Annotated in this window: 17 protein-coding genes; 10 read left to right on the top strand and 7 right to left on the bottom strand. The window is 63.5% G+C overall.

The window, feature by feature from the left end:
- The first annotated feature begins 5 nt into the window (after positions 1–5).
- The 3 genes from FIV42_RS06205 (at position 6) to FIV42_RS06195 (ending at position 3,368) form a co-directional block, all read left to right on the top strand.
- Positions 6–1,481, top strand: a complete 1,476-nt coding sequence (locus FIV42_RS06205; protein WP_222615392.1) for an amidohydrolase — start codon at positions 6–8, stop codon at positions 1,479–1,481.
- Positions 1,481–2,809, top strand: a complete 1,329-nt coding sequence (locus FIV42_RS06200; protein ID WP_141196834.1) for an amidohydrolase family protein — start codon at positions 1,481–1,483, stop codon at positions 2,807–2,809. Before FIV42_RS06205 ends, FIV42_RS06200 begins: the two co-directional genes overlap by 1 nt.
- 109 nt (positions 2,810–2,918) lie before the next feature.
- Complete coding sequence (locus FIV42_RS06195) at positions 2,919–3,368, top strand: DoxX family protein (protein WP_168210458.1); 450 nt, start codon at positions 2,919–2,921, stop codon at positions 3,366–3,368.
- A gap of 197 nt (positions 3,369–3,565) precedes the next feature.
- On the opposite strand, the gene FIV42_RS06190 is transcribed toward FIV42_RS06195, so the two are convergent.
- Entirely contained in the window at positions 3,566–4,030 is a 465-nt protein-coding gene (locus FIV42_RS06190; protein ID WP_141196832.1) for a ferritin-like domain-containing protein, read from the bottom strand.
- A 275-nt stretch (positions 4,031–4,305) separates the two neighbouring features.
- Between FIV42_RS06190 and FIV42_RS06185 the strand changes: the two genes are divergently transcribed.
- A complete protein-coding gene (locus tag FIV42_RS06185; RefSeq protein ID WP_141196831.1) occupies positions 4,306–6,303 on the top strand; it encodes a CASTOR/POLLUX-related putative ion channel in 1,998 nt (665 codons plus the stop codon).
- Between the two features lie 119 nt (positions 6,304–6,422).
- Positions 6,423–7,232 carry an SDR family NAD(P)-dependent oxidoreductase gene (locus tag FIV42_RS06180; RefSeq protein WP_141196830.1) on the top strand — a complete coding sequence of 270 codons (810 nt, stop codon included), beginning with the start codon at positions 6,423–6,425 and terminating at the stop codon, positions 7,230–7,232.
- A gap of 189 nt (positions 7,233–7,421) precedes the next feature.
- Here the strand turns inward: FIV42_RS06180 and FIV42_RS06175 are convergent, their stop codons facing one another.
- Complete coding sequence (locus FIV42_RS06175; protein ID WP_141196829.1) at positions 7,422–8,609, bottom strand: NAD-dependent epimerase/dehydratase family protein; 1,188 nt, start codon at positions 8,607–8,609, stop codon at positions 7,422–7,424.
- 81 nt (positions 8,610–8,690) lie between these two features.
- On the opposite strand from FIV42_RS06175, the gene FIV42_RS06170 reads away from it, so the two are divergent.
- Positions 8,691–9,647, top strand: coding sequence for a hypothetical protein (locus tag FIV42_RS06170; protein ID WP_141196828.1), 957 nt, complete (start codon positions 8,691–8,693; stop codon positions 9,645–9,647).
- A gap of 93 nt (positions 9,648–9,740) precedes the next feature.
- On the opposite strand, the gene FIV42_RS06165 is transcribed toward FIV42_RS06170, so the two are convergent.
- Positions 9,741–10,097, bottom strand: coding sequence for a gamma-butyrobetaine hydroxylase-like domain-containing protein (locus FIV42_RS06165; RefSeq protein ID WP_141196827.1), 357 nt, complete (start codon positions 10,095–10,097; stop codon positions 9,741–9,743).
- Positions 10,098–10,282: 185 nt separating this feature from the next.
- Here FIV42_RS06165 and FIV42_RS06160 point away from each other — a divergent pair, with 185 nt between their 5' ends.
- Positions 10,283–10,825, top strand: a complete 543-nt coding sequence (locus FIV42_RS06160) for an FAD-dependent oxidoreductase (protein ID WP_141196826.1) — start codon at positions 10,283–10,285, stop codon at positions 10,823–10,825.
- Positions 10,826–11,092: 267 nt separating this feature from the next.
- Here FIV42_RS06160 and FIV42_RS31090 read toward each other — a convergent pair whose 3' ends face one another.
- Both FIV42_RS31090 and FIV42_RS06150 read right to left on the bottom strand, forming a co-directional pair.
- A complete protein-coding gene (locus FIV42_RS31090; protein ID WP_168210457.1) occupies positions 11,093–13,477 on the bottom strand; it encodes a hypothetical protein in 2,385 nt (794 codons plus the stop codon).
- A gap of 82 nt (positions 13,478–13,559) precedes the next feature.
- Positions 13,560–13,871, bottom strand: coding sequence for a hypothetical protein (locus tag FIV42_RS06150; RefSeq protein ID WP_141196825.1), 312 nt, complete (start codon positions 13,869–13,871; stop codon positions 13,560–13,562).
- Here FIV42_RS06150 and FIV42_RS06145 point away from each other — a divergent pair.
- Complete coding sequence (locus tag FIV42_RS06145; RefSeq protein WP_141196824.1) at positions 13,870–14,091, top strand: YgaP family membrane protein; 222 nt, start codon at positions 13,870–13,872, stop codon at positions 14,089–14,091. The two genes, FIV42_RS06150 and FIV42_RS06145, sit on opposite strands and share 2 nt — an antisense overlap.
- A 94-nt stretch (positions 14,092–14,185) precedes the next feature.
- A complete protein-coding gene (locus FIV42_RS06140; protein WP_141196823.1) occupies positions 14,186–15,094 on the top strand; it encodes an ABC transporter substrate-binding protein in 909 nt (302 codons plus the stop codon).
- A 188-nt stretch (positions 15,095–15,282) separates the two neighbouring features.
- On the opposite strand, the gene FIV42_RS06135 is transcribed toward FIV42_RS06140, so the two are convergent.
- Positions 15,283–17,121 (bottom strand): hypothetical protein, encoded by a 1,839-nt coding sequence (locus tag FIV42_RS06135; RefSeq protein ID WP_141196822.1) that lies wholly within the window; start codon positions 17,119–17,121, stop codon positions 15,283–15,285.
- Between the two features lie 310 nt (positions 17,122–17,431).
- On the opposite strand from FIV42_RS06135, the gene FIV42_RS06130 reads away from it, so the two are divergent.
- Positions 17,432–18,532 (top strand): cytochrome-c peroxidase, encoded by a 1,101-nt coding sequence (locus FIV42_RS06130; protein WP_141196821.1) that lies wholly within the window; start codon positions 17,432–17,434, stop codon positions 18,530–18,532.
- A gap of 122 nt (positions 18,533–18,654) precedes the next feature.
- Here the strand turns inward: FIV42_RS06130 and FIV42_RS06125 are convergent, their stop codons facing one another.
- Positions 18,655–19,503, bottom strand: a complete 849-nt coding sequence (locus FIV42_RS06125; RefSeq protein ID WP_168210456.1) for a tetratricopeptide repeat protein — start codon at positions 19,501–19,503, stop codon at positions 18,655–18,657.
- Between the last annotated feature and the right edge of the window lie 17 nt (positions 19,504–19,520).

The following is a 19,520-nucleotide window of genomic DNA, read 5'->3' as shown; positions in this document are numbered from 1 at the left end:
CCACCATGCAGTATCCAAAATCCCTTCTCTTCTTGCTCGCCGCGGCGCTGTTGGCCGGTTGTGCGACGGGCTCGGCCGGCGACAAGGCCCCCGAGTTCACCGCCGAGGACATCGACTGGCCCGAGGGCATGAACGCGCAGCCGCGTGATCTGACCCCGGTGGAGGTCGAGCCCGAGACCGTGCTCATCGAGGGCGCGACGATCATGACCGCCACGGGCGAGGTCATCGAGGGCGGCTCTTTGCTGCTCGAAGACGGCAAGATCGCTCGGGTTTCCGAGGAAAAGCTCGACGCGCCCGAGGGGGCGAAGGTCATCGACGGGACCGGCCGGTTTGTCACGCCCGGGCTCATCGACACTCACTCGCACCTGGGTGTCTATCCGACGCCCTACGTGAAGGCGCACTCCGACGGCAACGAGGCGAGCGCGCCGACTACCCCGCAGGTGGACGCCGCGCACAGTACCTGGCCGCAAGATCCGGGCTTCCAGAAGGCGCTCGCCGGCGGCGTCACCGCGCTGCAGATCTTGCCCGGCTCGGCCAATATCATCGGCGGGCGGGCGGTGACGCTCGAGTTGCATCCGGGGATTTCGGCCCAGGCGATGCACTTCGACGGGGCGCCCGACGGGCTCAAGATGGCGTGCGGGGAGAATCCCAAGCGCGTCTATGGCGACCGCGGCGGCATGCCGTCGACGCGCATGGGGACCATGGCGGTGTGGCGTCAGACGCTGCAGAAGGCGCGGGAGACCCGGCGTGCGTACGAGAAGTACCGCGAGGCGTTGGCGCGCTGGAAGAGCGCGAAAGAGCCCGATCCGAAGTCGAAGCCGCAGCCGCCATCGCGTGACCTGGGTATGGAGACGCTCATCGGCGCCATGGAGGGCGATATCCTGGTGCACATCCACTGTTACCGCGCCGACGAGATGATCCAGGTGCTCGAACTCGCCGACGAGTTCGACTTCGAGATTCGCTCGTTCCACCACGCGCTGGAGGCGTACAAGATCCGCGACGTGCTCGCCGAATGGAACGTCGCCGTGTCGACCTGGGCGGATTGGTGGGGCTACAAGGTCGAGATGCACGACGGCATCCCGCAAAACGCCGCGCTCATCCACGCCGCCGGCGGCCGCGCCATCATTCACTCCGACTCGCCCAACGATATCCAACGGCTCAATCAGGAGGCCGCCAAGGCCTACTGGGCGGCCAAGCACGAGGGTATGGAGTTGAGCGAGGACGACGCGCTTCGCTGGATCACCGCCAACCCGGCCTGGGCGCTGGGCATCGACGAGGCGACCGGGACGATCGAGGCGGGCAAGCGCGCCGATGTCGTGCTGTGGTCAAAGCATCCCTTCAGCGTCTACGCCGAGGCCGACATGGTGTGGGTCGAGGGCGTGCGTGAGTACGACCGCGCCGAAGACCCCGCGCCGTGGAGTGACTTCGAGGTGGGGCAATTTGCTGACGATGCGTCTGCGGACGATGAGGAGGTCCAGTGATGCGACTGCTTAACGGACAAATTCGAACGCTGCTCATCGTCTTGGCGCTGTGCCTTTGGGGGACGAGCGCCTCGGCGCAGACTTCGCCCGATCAGACGGCGCTCGGTCAAACTGTGCTTCGCGGCGCCAAGGTCCACACCGTCGCGGGCGAGGTCATCGACGACGCCGTGATCGTGGTCGGCAAAGACGGCAAGATCGCGGCGGTCGGCGGGCCCGACACGAAAGTGCCCGAAGGGGCCGAGGTCGTCGATGTGACCGGTAAGGTCATCACGCCGGGGCTGGTCGACGCATTTACGAGCCTGGGCGTCGTCGAGATCTGGCAGACCGGCAGCACGGTCGACCACGCGGGCAGCGGAGATGCGGTGCGCGCGGCGTTTTCGGTGAGCGACGGATTCAACCCCAACAGCGTATTGATTCCCATCACGCGCACCGGCGGGGTCACCTCCGTGGTGGTCGTCCCGGGCGGCGGGCTGGTGAGCGGAAAGGCTGCCTGGGCGCGGCTCGGGGCCGAGAACGGAGCCAAGCAGGCGGCGTTCGTCGACGACGCGTCGGTCGCCATGGTCGTCAACCACGGCGAGCGCGGGGCGCGGGCCGCCGGTGGTTCGCGTGGCGCGGCGATGGAGTCGCTGCGCGAGTTGTACGACGATGTAGTCTTCTATCGCGACAACAAAGAGGGGTACGACCAGAATCGCTCACGCAAGCTCGCGGCGAGTCGGCTCGACCTCGAAAACCTCGGCGCCACGTTGGAGCAGGGCATGCCGGTGCTGTTTCGAGTCAACCGGGCCAGCGATATTCGCGTGGTGTTGAAGTTTGCCGACGAGGTGGGGTTGAAGCCCATCATCGTCGGCGGCGCGGAGGCCTGGCAGGTGGCCGACGAGCTTGCCGAGCGCAAGGTGCCAGTCGTCGTCGAGCCCACGCTGAATCTGCCCGAGCGCTTCGAGAAGCTGGGGGCGCGGGCCGACAACGCCGCGCTGCTCGCCGAGGCCGGCGTGCCGGTCGTCTTGTCGACGTTTTCGACCCACAACGTGCGTAAACTGCGCCAGGCGGCGGGCAACGCGGTGCGCGCGGGTATGAGCCACACCGACGCCCTCGAGGCGATTACCGCGGCGCCGGCGCGGGCGTTGGGGCGTGACGATATCGGCACCGTCGAGGTCGGCAAGGCCGCCGACCTGGTCGTGTGGTCGGGCGATCCGTTCGAGTTGTCGACGCGGGTCGAGCGGCTCTACGTCGACGGCGCCGAGACGAGCCTCGATAACAACCGCCAGCACAAGCTCTTCGAGCGATATCGCGAACTTCCGCGCCGCGGCGAGCCGGCCGAGCGCGACTGACCCGCAGTGACGGGGCGATTGAAAGTCAGGGGAGGGCGTTAATCATTCAACTGAGTACCAACGCAGTTGAATGGCTAACGTTCTTGCAGTGAATTTGGAGGTGCACCCTATGGACTCGCCACCTTCCGACCTGATCGCCCGCCAAAAAGACGTACCGCACCGGTCTCTGAAAACGGTGGGCGTCTGGGCGCTGACCATGTTGACCTCCGCCCTGTTCATCGCTGCGGCCGTACCCAAGCTGGGCGGTGGCTACTCGTTCTTCGCGGAGCGCTTCCAAGAGTGGGGCTACCCGGGTTGGTTCGAGACGGGCGTCGGCATCGCTGAGGTCGTCAGCGCGATCTTCCTAATCATCCCGACCACCGCGTTTTACGCCGCCGGTGTTCTCGCCGTGATCATGCTCGGCGCGATTTACACCCACGTGGCGCTGGGCGTAGCCGCTTACGCCGTGTTGCCGGCCGTCATGCTCTGTGCAGTCGCCATCATCGGCTGGGTGCGTCGTCCGCAGCGCTTTCGCAGCACGAAGCCGCGGGTGACGACGACCACGCCGCGTAATGCGTAATGGGGTAGTGAAAGAGCAAAGGGGCAGTGAAGGAGCAAAGGAGTGAAGAAGTAAAAAGAGTGAAGAAGTAAAACAGGGGAAGGAGTAAAACAGGGGAAGGAGTAAAACAGGGGAAGGAGTAAAGAAGTAGAGGAGCAAAAACAAAAGCCCTGCACGGTTGGCCGTGCAGGGCTTTTGGTGTGTCTACGGTGCGGCGATCAACCGGCGTTTTCGGCGCCACCGCTGACGTCGGCGTCGGAGAACGACACCTTGTTGGTCATCTTGCGAAGCTCGTCGACGTGCTCTTGCTCCTCGGCGATTTGCTCCTCGATCCAGAAGCCGTAGCCCGGAGCGACGGCGTCGGACGCTTCGAGTGCGTCTTCCCAGGCTGCGAGCGCGTCTTCTTCGAGGGCCAGCGCGGCTTCGAGCATACCCTCGACGTCGGTGGCCTGGCGGATCTTGGCCGGCTCGACGGTCGGCACCGCACCCAGCGCTGCGATGCGCTTGCCAGCGTCCTCAGCGTGGTCGCGCGCTTCTTCACTGCCGTCGCTGAAGAAGTCGGCGAGGCTCTCGCGCAACGGTCCGGTGACCATCACGCTGTGCTGCATGTATTGGATGATGCCCGCGAGTTCCCAGGAGAGGGCGTCGTTGAGGCGGTCGATGAATTCTTCTTTCGTGGCCATTTTCAGCTTCCTCGAGTTGAGGTTGTCTTTTCATTTAGTGTGGCGCGTCGCCACATCGAAGTTGATTGTAGGGAAACGAGGCTCGGGGTCAAGGTTATGATTCGAGAAAACCCAAGAAGTTTCAATGGCTTGTAAATGAAAATCAGTTTCAATTTCAGGGTGCTGGAACTATAGTTTTGTAAAGGTCAACGTTTGCAGGATGTTGGCGAGTTGTTGAAAACGCATTTCAACTGTTGAGGTTGCGTGGCCGCAATAGCTCGATTAATGATCGAGTCATGAAACGGCTTTTCAATCGCCTCTATTATTTTGTCGAGACCTTCTTTCAACGGGGGGCGGCGTATCAGTTGCTCGCCTTGGCGCTGGTTCTCGTCATTTTGTCGGTGACCGGCGGCTGGGTCGTCTTCGAGTTCAGCCCCCAATTCACGGACTTCTCCAAATCTGTATGGTGGGCGTTTTTACGGCTGACCGACCCGGGCTATCTCGGTGACGACGAGGGGACACTCCCAAGGATCGTCTCGACGGTCTTGACGGTTTCGGGGGGCGTTTTCTTCTTCGGCGCGCTGGTCGCTATCATGACCAACGGGTTGAGCCGCTTTATGAGCTATCTGGCGTCGGGCCGAAGCCAGATCTTCGAGAGACAGCACATCTTGATCATCGGGTGGCACGCGCGCATTCACGCCATCGTCGAAGAGCTCATCCGCTCTGAGGAGCGTGTGATCACTCGCTTGGGTCGCGCCCGTCTGCCGGCCATTGTCATTCTGACGAACGATTATCAACCCGACCTGCTCACCGAATTGCGCACCAAGCTTCCCAAAGAGGTGCGTGACGAAGCTCGGATCTTGGTGCGCTCGGGCAACCCGCTGGAGGCCGAGAGCCTCGAGCGCGTCGACTTTGCGCGGGCCTCGGCGATTATCTTGTTGTCGCACGCCGATTTCGAGACGCCCCGGCATTTCTCGGACATGACGCTGGTCAAGGTGTTGATGAGTCTGCGCGCCCAGGCTCAGGACGTGCCGCCGGAAGAGCTCCCCAACGTCGTGCTCGACATCGCCGTGCCGGCCAACAAGTTGCTGGCCGAGTCGGTCGGCTGGCACCGCACCGAAGCGATCGCCAACGTCGAGTTCATGAGCCGGCTCTTATGCCAGTCGATCCGCCAGCCGGGCCTCTCGCAGGTGTACTTGCACCTGTTGACCGACATGTACGGCGAGTCGATCTATTTGGTGGAGGCCGATGAACTCGGCGTGACCGGCAAGCCGCTTCGCGAGGTTATCCACTGCATGAAGGAGGCGGTTCCCATCGGGTACATGAAGGCGCTCGAGGGGCCGTTCGAAAAGGAGGAGCGCCTTCGGCTCATGGAGCTCGACGAGCCGCTGGAGGCCGGAGATGAGTTGATTTGCATCGCCCCGACCATTCGCAGCATTCGCCACGGCTACGCCGCCGGGCGCGGCGAGGAGTTGCGCACCCAACTCGACAAGGTGGCTTCGTCGAGACGCCTCGAAGATGGCGGTCAGGCCCGGGAGCGCGCGCCGCGCGAGGTGCTCCTGATTGGCTGGAGCCACCTGGTTCGGCCGCTATTGGGCGAGTTGGGCGCTTATCACCGCGAAGAATTCGCCATCACCATCGTCACCGAGCGCGACACCCGTGACGTGCTCGCCCAGCTCCGCTCGCTGGAGTCGCGCCTCGACAACTTGACCGTCGACGCGGTGCAATCGGGGCTCAACTCCATCGACGAGGTGCGCCAGATCGGCGCCGAGCACTTCGACAATATCGCGCTGCTCAGCCCGGAATTTATCCAAGACCCCCTGTTGTCCGATGCCGAGACGGTCATGGCGTTCGTGCTCATCAACCGTTACCTCGAAGAGGTGGCCCCCGACGCACAAGTGGCGTTTTTGGCCGAACTCAACGACGAGGACAACCAGCCGCTGTTGCAACTCAACCGGCCGGCCGACATTCTCATCACTCAAGAGATCGTCAGCCACCTCCTCTCACAGGTCTCCGTGCGCCGCGCGCTCGCCTGGGTCTACGAGGAATTGTTCACCTACGGCGGCTCCGAGATTAGCTTCCGCCCGTTCGATGATTTCATCGACACGGTCGTCCAACCCGACGTCGACTTCGACGAGTGTCAGGCGGCGTGCCTGAGCGTCGGGCGAGTGGCGATTGGTTATCAATTGGCTGAGCCACGCGACGAGTTGGAGCAGGGCGTGCACCTGAATCCGCCGCGGGACTTTCGTTTCGAACCGCAGGAGGGGGACCGGTTGATCGTCGTAGATGTGTAGTTGCTCGCACCGACACGAGCAAATCCTTGCTCCCGTACCGAATCGGCTGGTCAAGTAAGTAAATGTTTACTAACTTATCCGGCGTTAGCGGAGTTCGATAGCAACATAGCGGAGACACTATGACCGACATCCGAAACAAACGTACGTTGGTGACCGGCGCGGCGATGGGAATGGGCCTGCTCATGGCCGAGAAGTTCGCCCAGCACGGAGCCCGGGTGGCCATGGTCGACATCAACGAGCCGGCGCTCGAGGAGGCCGCCGAGCAGTTGCGGGCCAAGGGGCTCGACGTCGAGCCGTTCGTCTGCGACCTCGCCGAGCGCAAGCACATCGTGGCACTTCGTGAAGAGGTGCTCGACCGGCTGGGGCGCATCGACATTCTGGTCAACAACGCCGGGGTGGTCGCCGGCGGCCACTACGAAGATATCGCCCCCGAGCTCGACGACCTGATGCTGCGCGTCAACGTCGACGCGGTGCACTGGATGACCAAAGAGTTCATGGGCGACCTCAAAGCCGGTCGCGACTGCCATATCGTCAATATGGCCAGCGCCGCCGGCATGCTGGGCGTGCCCGACCAGGCGGTCTACTGCGCCAGCAAGTGGTTCGTCATCGGCTTGTCGGAGGCGATTCGCCAGGAGTTCCGCGATCAGGGCATCAGCCACATCGGCATCAGCATCATCTGTCCGAGCTTGGTCAACACGGGCATGTTCGACGGCGCCCAGGAGCCGATCTTGTCGCCGATCCTCGACCCCGATTTCGTGGCCGACAAGGTCATCGAGGCGGTCGAAAACGACGAGCTGTACGTGCGCGAGCCGTTCATGGTCAAGCTTACGCCGCTGCTGCGCGCCACGCTGCCCACGGGCGTGCTCGACACGATGTTGGAGAAGTTCGGGGTGACGAAGTTGATGAAGGGGCATCGGGGGCGGGAATAGTGGGACGTGTGGGTTGGTGAGGCCCCCCATCCGCCTCGCGCTGTACGACGCGCTCGGCACCTTCCCCCAGGGGAAGGGATTACCCTGCGGAAAGCTACTTATCTGGTTGTAGCAAGGAAAGCCCTTCCCCTGGGGGAAGGTGCCCGTAGCGAAGCGAAGGGCGGATGGGGGGCCTCAACAACCTTCCACCTACGCACTAATCTTATTCGCCTTCGACCCACCCGGGCTGACCACCAACGTTCGCTTCGGGTCGGTCAGCCAACCCATCTCGCGGAACCACGCCACCGTGTCCTTCAACCCCTCACGTACGTCCGGGTACTTGTACTCGTAGCCCGCCTCGATGCTCTTTCGGTTGCTCAGCCAGTAGCTCGAGCTGATGTAGGTCGCCGACTGGATCTCGAAGACTCGGATGCGCGGCACGCTGAAGGCGCGCTCGAGCCAGGTCCAACCGTAGGCGAGTTTTTCGAGGATCGGGTGCAGGCTCTTGAGCTTGAGCAGCGGGATGTCTTTGAGCGAGCGGCCCGTCAACAGCGCGATATAGTGCAAGAACTCGTGGTAGCTGATGATGCTGTTGTCGACCACGTTGTAGTCCTCACCGATCGTGTCGTCGTGCTCGGCGGCGTAGACCGCGAACCCGGCTATATCTTCGACGTGGACCGAAGTGGTGATGTAGTTCTTGGCATCCGCAGGGATACCGGGCACCCAGCCCTGGGCGATCGCCAGGATGATGCCGCCGTGGCCGTAGTCGCTGCCCGGCCCGTAGATCGGGGCAGGGCGCACCACCGTCACCGGCAGGCCGTTGTCGCGATGCTCCTTCCAGACCATCTGCTCCTGCTCCCACTTCGAGATCGAGTAGTCGTTGACCAAGTGGGTGTTGTCGGGCTCTTTGGCGCCGTAGGGCATCGTCTTGGGCGACGGGGAGTTCTCGTCGAACGGCACGTTGACCTTGTGGCCGTCGGCGGCGGTGTAGGGCTTGCCGAACACCCCGCAGGTGCTCCAGTGGATGAACCGCTCGAGGTTGTCGAGCTCGAGGGCAAAATCCAAGAAGTTGCGGGTGCCGTCGACGTTGATCTTGCGCAGGATTTCCAAAGAGGCGCTGTAGTCGTACAGTGAGGCGACGTGGAAAATGTGCGTGATGTCGTGATCGAACAGCGGCGCGAGCGTCTCTTTGTCGAGCAGGTTCGCCGGGATGACCTCGACGTTGGGATGGTCGAAGTCGACGCCGTAGGTGCGAAGCGCCTCCAGGTGGGCCTCGTCCTCGAACGCCTTGGGCAGGTCGGTCGCGATGACCTTCTGGCCCTTCGCGACCAGGTCACGCACGACATACGAGCCGGTAAATCCAGTGGCGCCAGTTACCAAGTTCAATCGTTCAGTCATTGGTCATCCCGTGTCGGCTATGTTAGTGATTACTAACTATAGGCAGTGTTAAACCATAAATCGTCGGATGGAGCAAGGCAGATGACCCCCGGATTTGCACGACGCTACGATGGCACAGGTCCGCACTACGAAGTTTGGTATGGCAAGGTCGACATCGCGCCGGGACGCGCGCTGTGGTTTCGCTACACCACGCTCGACGGCAAAAAGCAGGAGGCGTCGACCTGGGCGATTTACTTCGACGGCGAGGATTGTGTGGGCGGCAAGGACAACTATCCGCTCGAGCAGCTCGCGGCGCTCGATGGTCCCCACCGAGGCTTTCACCTCTCCGACGAGCTGCACCTCGACGACGGCCAGGCCATCGGCCGGGCAGGGGAGGTCTCGTGGAAGCTGCGGTGGACGGACAGCGGTCGGCACTTCAGCTACATGCCCCACGTGCTCGAAAAGATCGGGCTCGCCAAGAGCACCTACGACGACTGCCTGCTCGACCTACGCGTCTCGGGCACCATCGAGGTGGGCGACGAGCAAATCGACGTCGACGGCGTGCCCGGCATGGTCGGCCACATCCAGGGAAAGCGCATCATGGGCTATAACTGGGCGTGGAGTCACTGCAACTGCTTCGACGACAACCCCGACGCCGCCTTCGAGGGATTGTCGGTGCGCGCGCTGCTCGGCGACCGAGTCTCGCCGAAGCTCAGCGCCTTCGTCATCTGGGTCGACGGGCGCCAATACAGCTTTCGCACCCCGATGGGCATGCTGCTCAACAACAGCGAGTACGGCCAAGACCACTGGGTCTTCTCGGCGCGCAAAGGCGACGTCGTCCTGAGCGGCGAGGCGCGCTCACCCAACAATGTCGCGCTCGTCGAGTATACCGACACTGACGGCTCCCACCTGTGGTGCTACAACAGCAAATTGTCGGACCTGACGGTGCGGATTCAGGACCCGTCACGGGGCCTCGACCGCATCTTGCGCTCGTCGGGCAGGGCGGCGTTCGAGCATGTCAATCGGGAGGAGCCTGCACAGGGGCCGTTGATTTCGTGACGCGGAGCGGGGGCTTGCCCCCTGCGGAGCTCTCGCCGGTGCAGCCCCAAGGCTGGCCTTGGGGGGAACCTCCGCTGGGTCAATTGGGGCGCGTCAAGAATCCAAACCTTCAAACTCCACCGGCCACTCCTCGAAGATCTGCTCCGGCTTCTCGACGATCTCACGCAAGAATTCCCACGAGTACACCCCCGTGTTGTGCCCATCTTCCCACGCGATGCACATCGCGTAGTTGCCCACCTGGCCGATATCATCGACGACGATCTGCGACTTGCGTTTGGGTGGGTTCCACTTGAGCGGGCGGCTGCCGTGGCCCTGGCAGACGGCGCAGGGGCAGTAGCCGCGCAGGATGACGGTGTCGTAGTCGAACTCCTCGTCGTCGCTAAACTTGATGCGCAGGATACCCTCGTCTTCGAGGGCGCGGATTTCGGTCGGGTGCGGATGCCAGGACATGGGTTTGTTGGGGGTTTAGGGTGTAGGGGTTTGTTGGGGGTTTAGGGTTTGGGGGTTTAGGGTTTAGGGTCTTGGGGGCTCGATCTTGAAGTCGCGGCCACGCCACGTTAGACAGGGCCACGTTCCATCACCCGGAACAATGCGTCAACTGCACATAATATTCACGCACACTCACGAGGTTTACGATGAGCAAAGTACTGGTTGTTGGAGATGGCCCCGGTGGACTGAGCGCCGCCTTGTTCTTGGCGAAAAACGACATCGACGTCGACGTATTCGGCACCGATGATACGCCGATGCACAAGGCGATGCTCTACAATTATCTGGGGATTCCCGAGATGACGGGCAGCAAGTTCCAGGAGGTCGCGCGTGAGCAGGTGGCAGGCTTCGGGGCGAATCTGCACGAGACGAAGGTCGCCAGCATCGAGAAGACCGACGGCGGGTTCAAGGTGAGCACCGACGACGGCGCCGAGCACGAGGGCGACTACCTGATCATCGCGGTGAGCAACAAAGGTTTGATCGATCAGGCCGGCATGGAGCGCGACGGCGGCGTCGCCAAGGTCGACCAGAACGGTCGCACCAACGTCGACGATGCCTACGCGGTCGGTTGGGCGGCGCGCAGCCAGAAGATCCAGGCGATCATCTCGGCCGGCGACGGCGCGGCGGCTGCGCTCGACATCATGTCGAAAGAGGCGGGCAAAGACGTGCACGACTTCGACGTGGTCGAGTAAGAGTTCGGTGCGGGGGCATCTTGCCCTCGAAAACCGGTGCGGGGGCATCTTGCCCTCGAGAATCGGTGCGGGGGCATCTTGCCCTCGAGAATCGGTGCGGGGGCATCTTGCCCTCGAGAATCGGTGCGGGGGCATCTTGCCCTCGAGAATCGGTGCGGGGGCATCTTGCCCTCGAGAATCGGTGCGGGGGCATCTTGCCCTCGAGAATCGGTGCGGGGGCATCTTGCCCTCGTTAGCGAGAGCAGGAATGCATTCGCACCGAAGCGTCTACTCGAACTCGTAGACACGCTCCTCGCCGTACTTTTCCACAAGCTTATCCACACGGGCGAGAAGCTTGTCTCGCTGCTTCCAGAACAGCTCGAGGCGGCGCTTGTCGATCCGGTCGGCGTTGGGGAACAACACCGCGTCGACCGCCTCGGGTTCCAGCGCGCGCACCGCCACGATCATCGAGCGGCTGAACCGGCTCGTCTTCTCGAAGCGGGGGCCGACGTCGGGCATCGGCTCGTCGTAAAACGCCGCGCCGTTGTCTAGGGAGATGAACCGGCCGTCGGCGAATTGATTGTTCACGCCGTAGTATTTCGAACTCGTGCTAAACCGGTCCCAGTTCTGGGTCAGGTAATCGAAGACCAAAATTGAGGAGAGCTGTCGGGCGACGTCGCGCAACTTGGCGTCGCCTTGCTCGGCGAGGGCGTCCTTATGGAATTTGCCGCCGCCGAGGCGCTCGAGCGGAGCGATCGCCTCGGCGTACGGCTCGTCGAGGTTCGCCGGGTGGAAGCGCACGTCGAGCCAGTCCTCCCACACCTGCGTGTACTCGATCGGCCAGTCCACAAAGTGGGGGACCCAATCTTTGAGCGTGCCGTACAGGTACGGGCGCACGACGCCGTCGGGGCCTTTCTCCTCGGTCCAGTGCAGCGCTTCGAAGCGCTGGGCGTATTTGGACTGCCAGTTGCCGTTTACCCGCCCGTACAACCCCTGGAAGCGCGGCTTGCTGATGCGCGCGGCGCGGTTTCGAGGCACCTCGAACCCGCACGGGACGATCTCGCAGAACAGATACGAGGCGACCTCGCCGCGCCAGCCGTTGCCCCATTCGTGTTGGGCGGGCTTGAACGCAAAGGCGTTTTTGCCGCCGCGGGTCATTCGCAGGGAGATGGAGCGTCCGCCGCCGAGCGCGTAGATGGCGTCGACCTTGACGTCCATGCCGATGTGGGTCGTGTCGGGATGGAGCGTCTCGTCGGCGGCGATCGCAGCGTTGAACGCGCGCTTGTAGTAGGGCGTCACGCCGTCTTCGATCATCGCCTCGAGCACCACCTGGCGGGCCATCGTGGGCCGCTCGGCGGCGACGAGCGCGTCGGCAAACGTGTCGGCGCGCCGCGCCTTCGCGACCAGCCCGCGCGCCTTGGCGATGGCCTTGCGCCAGTCCTCGTCGGTGGGCTCCGACGGTGGCGGTACGGTCAGCACCGGCCGCGGCCCCTCGAGCTTGGCGGCGGGTTGGGGCTTTGTCGGCGCCGGCTTGTGGACCATCGGGATGACGATCGCCAGCGAGACGACAGCCAGGGCGACGCCGCCGAGAATCGAAAGCGTACCGTAAACCCACGTCGGCCAGGTCGGCCGAGGTTGGGGCTGCGGCGAAATCGTCTGCTTTTCGGGCGGCGCAGGAGTCGGAGTCGGAGCGGGCGCAGGCACCTGGGGAGGCGGACTGCTCGCGCGGACGCTGTCTCGAGACCACTCGCCGGTGGCGACCTTCTCGACAATCTGTTGCGTTTGGCGAAGCAGGCGCTCACGCACATCTGGATATGCCGGATGCTGCTCGAGCGGAATCCAATGGCCGCTTTGCGTTCGCAACTCGATGACGGCCAGCCACACACCCGACTTCAGGAGCGTGGCGAGCGCGTCCTCGTCGACCGGATCATACACGACCTCTTCGACGCGTATGGGCCAGGGGCCCTCGCGATCCGCCCCTGTAAAAGAAACGGCGTCCGGCGCCCGGCTCCCGGTGTCCGGCGCCCGGTTTCCGGTGTCCGGCGTCCGGCTCCCGGTGTCCGGCGGCCGGCTCCCGGTGTCCGGCGCCCGGCTCCCGGTGTCCGGCGGCCGGCTCCCGGTGTCCGGCGGCCGGCTCCCGGTGTCCGGCGCCCGGCTCCCGGTCTCCGTCTCCGTGACCGTGACCGGCTCCGGCCCCGTCTCCGTCTCCGTGACCGTCCCCGTCTCCGTCACCACACTCGCCACTTCGTCGGCGATCGACAGCAGGTCCTGCTCGATCGCCTCCGTAAGCGCATCTTCGTGCGCCTCGCGCTCCTCAGCCTCGTCGGACTCAGCCTCGTCGGGCTCCGCTTTCGGCGCCCTCAGTCGTCCCGGCTCGAGCTCACGCAGTCGCTGGAGGAGCGTACTCGTCGACGGTTTTTCTTCTTTCGGGGGCTCCGCGACCTTCGCCGAGCTCGCCTCGTCAGCCTCGTCAGCCTCGTCGATCGGGTCGGCCTCGTCACCGCCCAGCCCGACGGTGGGCCGTCCCACGCGGGTCACGTCACGAAATACGCGCCGCGGCTGTTCGGCTTCGGGTTGCGGTCGTGGGCGGTCTTCGGGGCGGCGAGGCGCGTCGGGATGCTCGAAGATCGTCGAGATCTCGGTCTTGACCCATCCGTGCGATTCTTTGGGCACGTCGATGGGGTGGTGGCAGCGCGGGCAGGGGACCTCGTCAGGCAGATCTTGCCCTTGGGCCGGCCGGAGCCGAAAGCGCTTTTCACAACCGGGACACGAAACTTCGATGGCGTACTGCTCCTAATGCGTCGTCATGCAGGGTCGGCGCGATCATATCGGTGCGCACGAGGTTTGTGAAAGAAATTGCCCCGGACGACCCGAAGAAAATTTTGCAGGCATCCCCCTTGAGCGCAAAATTTGCACTCACGATCCCGGCGTGGACCCCTTCACGGGCGCATTCGGGCGTATGATCCGGTTTTTTATGGCGTTGGCACGAACCTCGCAATGTACCTATCCCGACAGATTGATCTTTTTTCAAACCGCAAGCCAATGCTTGCTCGAAGGAGGCTCCCATGACGGCTCTCAAGAAACTGACCAACGAAGGTAGCATCGATCGCATCGCACGCGTCGTCCTCGGCGTCGTGCTGCTCAGCCTGGTCTTCGTCGGCCCGCAGACGGCCTGGGGCCTGCTCGGCATCATTCCGCTGGCGACCGGTGCCGTGGGCTTCTGCCCGCTGTATCGCCTCGTGGGCATCAACACCTGCAAGAACGGCGAGTGCGCGCCTCAGAGCTGAGGCCGGCGCACCTGTTGCGTGATGGGGGCTCCTGTGGGATGAAACTAGCCGTTGTAACCATCATCTAAACAACGTCATCTCACGGAGGTTCCCCATGCCAAAGCAAAAGCTTCGTCTCGGATTGGAGTGGTTTCTCAACCCCGATCACGTCCCCTTTCTGGTCGCCGAAGACAAGGGCTGGTTCGATGAAGCCGGCCTCGAAATCGAGCTCATCGAGCCCGAAGAGCACCTCGACGCCGTCGAGGAGATCGAGAAGGGCGAGATGGACCTGGCGGTGACCGAGCCGCTGCATCTGGTCGAAGACGTTGCCAACGGCAAGCCTGTCGTTGGCATCGCTCGTTTCTTGCACACCAACGGCGGCGTGCTCTACCTCAAAGACAGCGGCATCGAGCGCCCGCGCGACATGGCCGGGAAGCGCATCCAGTATCCGGGCGCGCCCGGGCCTGGCGGCCCTGCGATCGTGGGCACCATGATCGCGGCCGACGGCGGCGACTATGAGCCCAACGACTTCGAGCCGGTCAACAACGGCTTTTTCCACACTGACGCCTTGCTCGAAGACAAGGCCGACGTCGCCACGCTCGCCTTCTACAACTTCGAGGTCGTCGAGGCCCGCCACCGCGGCGCCGAGGCCGACTTCTTCGCGCTCAAAGACTGGGGCGTGCCCGACTTCTGCCAGCTCATCCTGATCACCTCCCCCGAGGTGCTCGCCGAGAAAGAAGACGCCCTGCGCGACTTCCTGGAGATCATGCAGCGCGGCCTCGACTTCCTGCACCAGCACCCCGACGAGGCGCGCGAGATCTACTTCCGCCGCACCGAGACCGACCCCGAAGACGCGCTCATGTCGGCGATCTGGAAGGCGACGGTGCCGTGCTTTACGTTCGATTTCTCGATGAGCCGCGAGTACTACGCGGACCTACAGACTTGGATGTACGATTACGGGCTGATCGAGCGCACGGTCGTGGCGAGTGACTACTGGACCAACGAGTTGGTCTACGCCGAGTAGGGACGTTTGGGTTTGCGGCGCCCCCCATCCGCCCTTCGCTTCGCTACGGGCACCTTCCCCCCCGGGGAAGGGCTGCCTAAGCTAGAACCACAGGAGTAGCTTTTCGCAGGGTAATCCCTTCCCCTGGGGGAAGGTGCCTCGCGCGCGGTTTAGCGCGAGGCGGATGGGGGGCCCCGCACTGCTACGCCTCACAAACGCGCCGACACATCCTCATAAACTTCACAAATTGGCGCCCACCCATGCTCCGCCTCGGTGTCGGCGCTCACGCCCGCCTGCGGGCATGACTCGTCGGCGCTCCAGTCGACCCAGGCGTCGCCCTGGCCGACCGAGGCGGCGTACTCGCGGAACAGCTCGAAGCCGTCGCCGCCGTCGTCGCGGGCTTTGAAGACGGCCACGTCGCGGCACATGCCCGTTTCGGGATCTTCGACGCGGTTGAGGTTGTACTCGATGGCCAGCTCGTACATCTGGGAGGTCGACGAGTTCCAGCAGCAGGTCTTCGACTTGTCGTAGACGAGCTCGGCGAACACGTAGTCTTCGAACTCGCGGTACTTGGCGTCGACCTCGGTCCGGGTCATGTCGAGCTCGGCGGCCACTTCGTACAGGTCTTTGAAGGCGTCCTCACGGCCGATGCGCGCCGCGCAGCTCGCGGGGTAGTTGCGCAGGTGGGCGCGCTTGTCCTCGATGACGCCCAAAATCACCTGCATCTTCTCTTCACCGGACAGCTCGGTCAGGATTTGCTCGAAGCGCTCGGGGCGCTCGGCGATGGTCTCGTGGTCGTTACTGTTGATGAACGCGTCCATCGAGTCCTCGGGCACGACGTTCGTCCATCGGCCGTCGATATTCTTGGCCTGGCGCCAGCGCTTGATGCCGCCGCCGAGGTCGGCGTAGCCCCAGCCGCCGGTCTCTTCCATGGTGAAGTAGCGCTTGCTCGCCGCCGCGCTGTCCCACTTGGGCTGGCGGCGCGGCATCGAGCCGCTGGCAAGCTCGGCTTCGAGCTGCGGGACCTCTTCGCCGTCGACCTCCTTGGTTCCCAGGTCGCGGCTGCGCATGACGATGAGCGTGTGGCCGATGCCGGTCTTCTGCCAGCGCTCGAGCAGCACGTCACCGGGCAGCACCGCGTCGGCGGTCAGGTTGAAGGTGTTGGCCGAGTCGGCCAGGTTGACCGAGCCGAAGTAGACCAGGTGAAGGCGCATGAAATAGCCCACGCGCTTGTTCAAGAAGACCTCGTCGAAGTAGGCGCCGGCGTGGGGATATTCGCCGTCTTCGTTCGGCTCGAGCATCTTCTGCTCGTCGTCGAACGAGCCCGGGATGGTCAGCCCGGCGAGTTTTTCGTCGCGCGGCCACTCGACCTCGCCGTTGACGAACGCGTCAGCCTGGTCGGTGTAGTCGGCATAGCGGGTCTTGAAGCTGGGCATATTGCTCCAGCGTCCGTCCTTGGTGCGGATGCCGAAGTGGCCGAAGTAGAGTCGGCGGCCGTGGCGATCGTAGCCCTCGATGAAGTAGGGAAGCCCATACCAACTGGCGAAGGCCACGCGCATGAACATGGCGACCTCGGCGCATTCGAGCGACGGCGCGGGCAGCTCTTTGCCCCACGGCGTCGTCAGCATGAAGGTGTCGCCGTAGCTCTCGGCGTCGATGCGCTCCATCGAGTCGATCCAGGCGCGGTACTTCTCCTCCCAGGTCAGCCCGCTATTTTCGCCCCAGGCGATGCCGGCCTCGCGCGCTTCGGCGGTGTCGGTGTCGTCCCAGGCGTTTCGCACCTCCCAGACGGCCGTGTCGGCCGAGTCGACCGACACCGGCAGGCCGCGGCGGCCTTGGACGGCGTCGTCTTTGCCCGCCGGCTCGCTCCAACCGCTTCCGCCGAGCACCGGCTTGCCATTCTCGTCGACCTGTCCGCCCTGAGCGAGCAAGTCGTCGGTGCCGGCGTCTTCTCCGCAGGCGCTCAGCACCAACACGAACGAGCAGAGCAGCACAACCACCACAAACGGACTCGTCTTCAGACGAGAGAGCATCGTCGGGGCTTTCATGGGATCTCTTTCCATCACGGGTCAGATTTTATCGTAAAAGGCATTATACAGTGTAACTGGCCCAGTAACACTACAAGTTGCATGCCAACCCGAGATCGGCGCGTGAAGCTGTCTGGAGGGCGGGGGTGGAAGGTGGAGTTGCCGGTAAGTGGGGTCTGTTGACGCCGGTCGTGTCAATCGAGGGATGACTGAGCATTTAGAACTATGCTAAATTGCTGTTGGATTTCTCGATGCCGAGCGACCGGGCCCGTTTCGGCAACCGAGCGATGAATCGTATGAAGTACATTTTTCCAGAACAAGACGGGGAACCATGAAGCGCAAGTTGTACGCACTTGTGATCGCTGGACTGTTGGCGCTGCCGGCCTGCAAGGACAAACAAGAGACGTCCGAGCCCAAAGAGGCGGCTGCTGACAAGCAAGAAGAGAAGCAAGAAAAGCTCGACCCGCTCGCCCAGGCGAAGAAGAACGCCGAGGCCTTGGGCGCGCTGCCCGAGCAGTTCGAGAGCAAAGACAATCCCATCACCACGGCCAAGGTCGACCTGGGCCGCAAGCTCTACTACGACACGCGTCTGTCGAAAGCCGACGACGTCTCGTGCAACTCGTGTCACGCGCTCGACAACTTTGGTGTCGACAACAAGCCGGTCTCCGAGGGCCACAAAAAGCAGACGGGTGATCGCAACTCGCCCACGGTCTACAACGCGGCCAACCAGGTCGCGCAGTTCTGGGACGGGCGCGCCGCCGACGTCGAAGAGCAGGCCACCGGACCGGTGGTCAACCCAGTCGAAATGGCGATGACCGACGGCAAGGAAGTTGCCGCGAAGGTCAAAAAGATCGAGGGGTATGCCGATCTGTTCGAGAAGGCGTTCCCCGAAGAGGAAGAGCCGGTCACCCTGACGAATATCGGCAAAGCCATCGGCGCCTTCGAGCGCAAGTTGGTCACGCCGAGCCGCTTCGATAAATTCGTCGAGGGCGACGACAAGGCGCTCAACGAGCAGGAGATTCGCGGGCTGAACACCTTTGTCGAGGTGGGCTGCACCAGCTGCCACATGGGCGACCAGGTCGGTGGCACGATGTATCAGAAGCTCGGACTCATCAAAGAGTGGCCCGACAAGTCGGACCTGGGCCGCTTCAAGGTGACCAAAGAGGAGTCGGACAAGATGATGTTCAAGGTCCCGATTCTTCGCAACGTCGAGAAGACCGCGCCGTACTTCCACGACGGGTCGGTCGAGACGCTCGAGGAAGCGGTCAAGCTGATGGCCACGCACCAGCGCGGCATGGAGCTGACCGACGAGCAGGTCGACGACATCGTCGCCTTCCTGAAGTCGCTGACCGGTGAGATTCCGAAGGATTATATCCAGAAGCCGGAGCTTCCCGGGATGAAGCAGGCGGCCAAGGGTGAAGAGCCGACTTGATGGCTATTTGATGGGTATGGGTTGTTGAGGGGCCCCTCCGCCTCGCGCGCCACCGCCTGCGGCGGTTTGCGCGAGGCACCTCCCCCCGGCTAAGGCCGCGGGGAGGAGCCCCTTGCTCCTATCTACTCTTTGCCTTCCCGGAAGACTTCGCAGGCATCCAGCCTGCCCCAGTCGCACGCGCTCTCGTAAAGCGCGAACGCTCGATTCCAATCGGGCGAGACCCCCACACCAAATTCGTAAGCCCGCGCCAGCGCTCCACAGCCGCTCATCAGGCCGCTGTCGCAAACGCGTGCGTGCCCGGCGACCTCGTCGGTGGCGTCGGCCGGCAACGTCGCCTCGTGCTCGCCGACCTGTGCTTGAGTGGGCCATGTGGCGTGGCAGTCGGGGCGGTAGCCGAGTTCGCACGCGCGCTGGGCGTAACGCTGGGCCAGCTCGAGGTCGACCTCGACACCGACGCCCTCACGGGCGATGCGTCCGAGCATGTGGCACGCCGTGGCCGTGCCTTGTTCGCAGCCGTGTTGGAAATAGGCGCGCGAGGCGTGCAGGTCTTGGTCGACCTCGGCGCCCAGATAAAAGCGCACGCCCATATCGTAGCAGGCGCGCATGTAGCCCTCTTGGCAGGCGTGGTCGATGAGGGCGACCGACAGGTCGTTGTCGCGCACGATGTCGTCCCCGCCGTGGAGCATGTCGCCGAGCTCGTAGCACGCCCGGGCCGAGCCCTTCTCGCAGTCGTCGATATGCTCGAGCGGCCGCTCCGACTCGGACTTCTGGCGCAACCACTCGAAGTCGAAGCCCGACTCGTCGGCCGTCGCACCCGACTCGGCACGCGTCACTTCAGCAACTCCCAACTTGGCGGACTGCGTCTCAGAAGCCGCCTCACCAGGCTCGGGCGCCGAATCGACACAACCGAATTGGCTGCCGGCGACAGCAACTCCCAAGAACCAAGAACCAAGAATCAAGAACCTACTCATCGGGCCTCCACCTCGCG

The sequence above is a fragment of the Persicimonas caeni genome, assembly GCF_006517175.1.
Classification (GTDB): Bacteria; Myxococcota_A; Bradymonadia; order Bradymonadales; family Bradymonadaceae; genus Persicimonas; species Persicimonas caeni.
Note: the sequence above shows the minus strand (reverse complement) of the source record. Positions and strands in the feature narration are given on the sequence as shown.

Excerpts from the sequence above, each read along its gene's own strand:
- FIV42_RS06205 (WP_222615392.1), top strand. The coding sequence starts at position 6 with ATGCAGTATCCAAAATCCCTTCTCTTCTTGCTCGCCGCGGCGCTGTTG.
- FIV42_RS06200 (WP_141196834.1), top strand. The coding sequence starts at position 1,481 with ATGCGACTGCTTAACGGACAAATTCGAACGCTGCTCATCGTCTTGGCG.
- FIV42_RS06195 (WP_168210458.1), top strand. The coding sequence starts at position 2,919 with ATGGACTCGCCACCTTCCGACCTGATCGCCCGCCAAAAAGACGTACCG.
- FIV42_RS06190 (WP_141196832.1), bottom strand. The coding sequence starts at position 4,030 with ATGGCCACGAAAGAAGAATTCATCGACCGCCTCAACGACGCCCTCTCC.
- FIV42_RS06185 (WP_141196831.1), top strand. The coding sequence starts at position 4,306 with ATGAAACGGCTTTTCAATCGCCTCTATTATTTTGTCGAGACCTTCTTT.
- FIV42_RS06180 (WP_141196830.1), top strand. The coding sequence starts at position 6,423 with ATGACCGACATCCGAAACAAACGTACGTTGGTGACCGGCGCGGCGATG.
- FIV42_RS06175 (WP_141196829.1), bottom strand. The coding sequence starts at position 8,609 with ATGACTGAACGATTGAACTTGGTAACTGGCGCCACTGGATTTACCGGC.
- FIV42_RS06170 (WP_141196828.1), top strand. The coding sequence starts at position 8,691 with ATGACCCCCGGATTTGCACGACGCTACGATGGCACAGGTCCGCACTAC.
- FIV42_RS06165 (WP_141196827.1), bottom strand. The coding sequence starts at position 10,097 with ATGTCCTGGCATCCGCACCCGACCGAAATCCGCGCCCTCGAAGACGAG.
- FIV42_RS06160 (WP_141196826.1), top strand. The coding sequence starts at position 10,283 with ATGAGCAAAGTACTGGTTGTTGGAGATGGCCCCGGTGGACTGAGCGCC.
- FIV42_RS06145 (WP_141196824.1), top strand. The coding sequence starts at position 13,870 with ATGACGGCTCTCAAGAAACTGACCAACGAAGGTAGCATCGATCGCATC.
- FIV42_RS06150 (WP_141196825.1), bottom strand. The coding sequence starts at position 13,871 with ATGGGAGCCTCCTTCGAGCAAGCATTGGCTTGCGGTTTGAAAAAAGAT.
- FIV42_RS06140 (WP_141196823.1), top strand. The coding sequence starts at position 14,186 with ATGCCAAAGCAAAAGCTTCGTCTCGGATTGGAGTGGTTTCTCAACCCC.
- FIV42_RS06135 (WP_141196822.1), bottom strand. The coding sequence starts at position 17,121 with ATGAAAGCCCCGACGATGCTCTCTCGTCTGAAGACGAGTCCGTTTGTG.
- FIV42_RS06130 (WP_141196821.1), top strand. The coding sequence starts at position 17,432 with ATGAAGCGCAAGTTGTACGCACTTGTGATCGCTGGACTGTTGGCGCTG.
- FIV42_RS06125 (WP_168210456.1), bottom strand. The coding sequence starts at position 19,503 with ATGAGTAGGTTCTTGATTCTTGGTTCTTGGTTCTTGGGAGTTGCTGTC.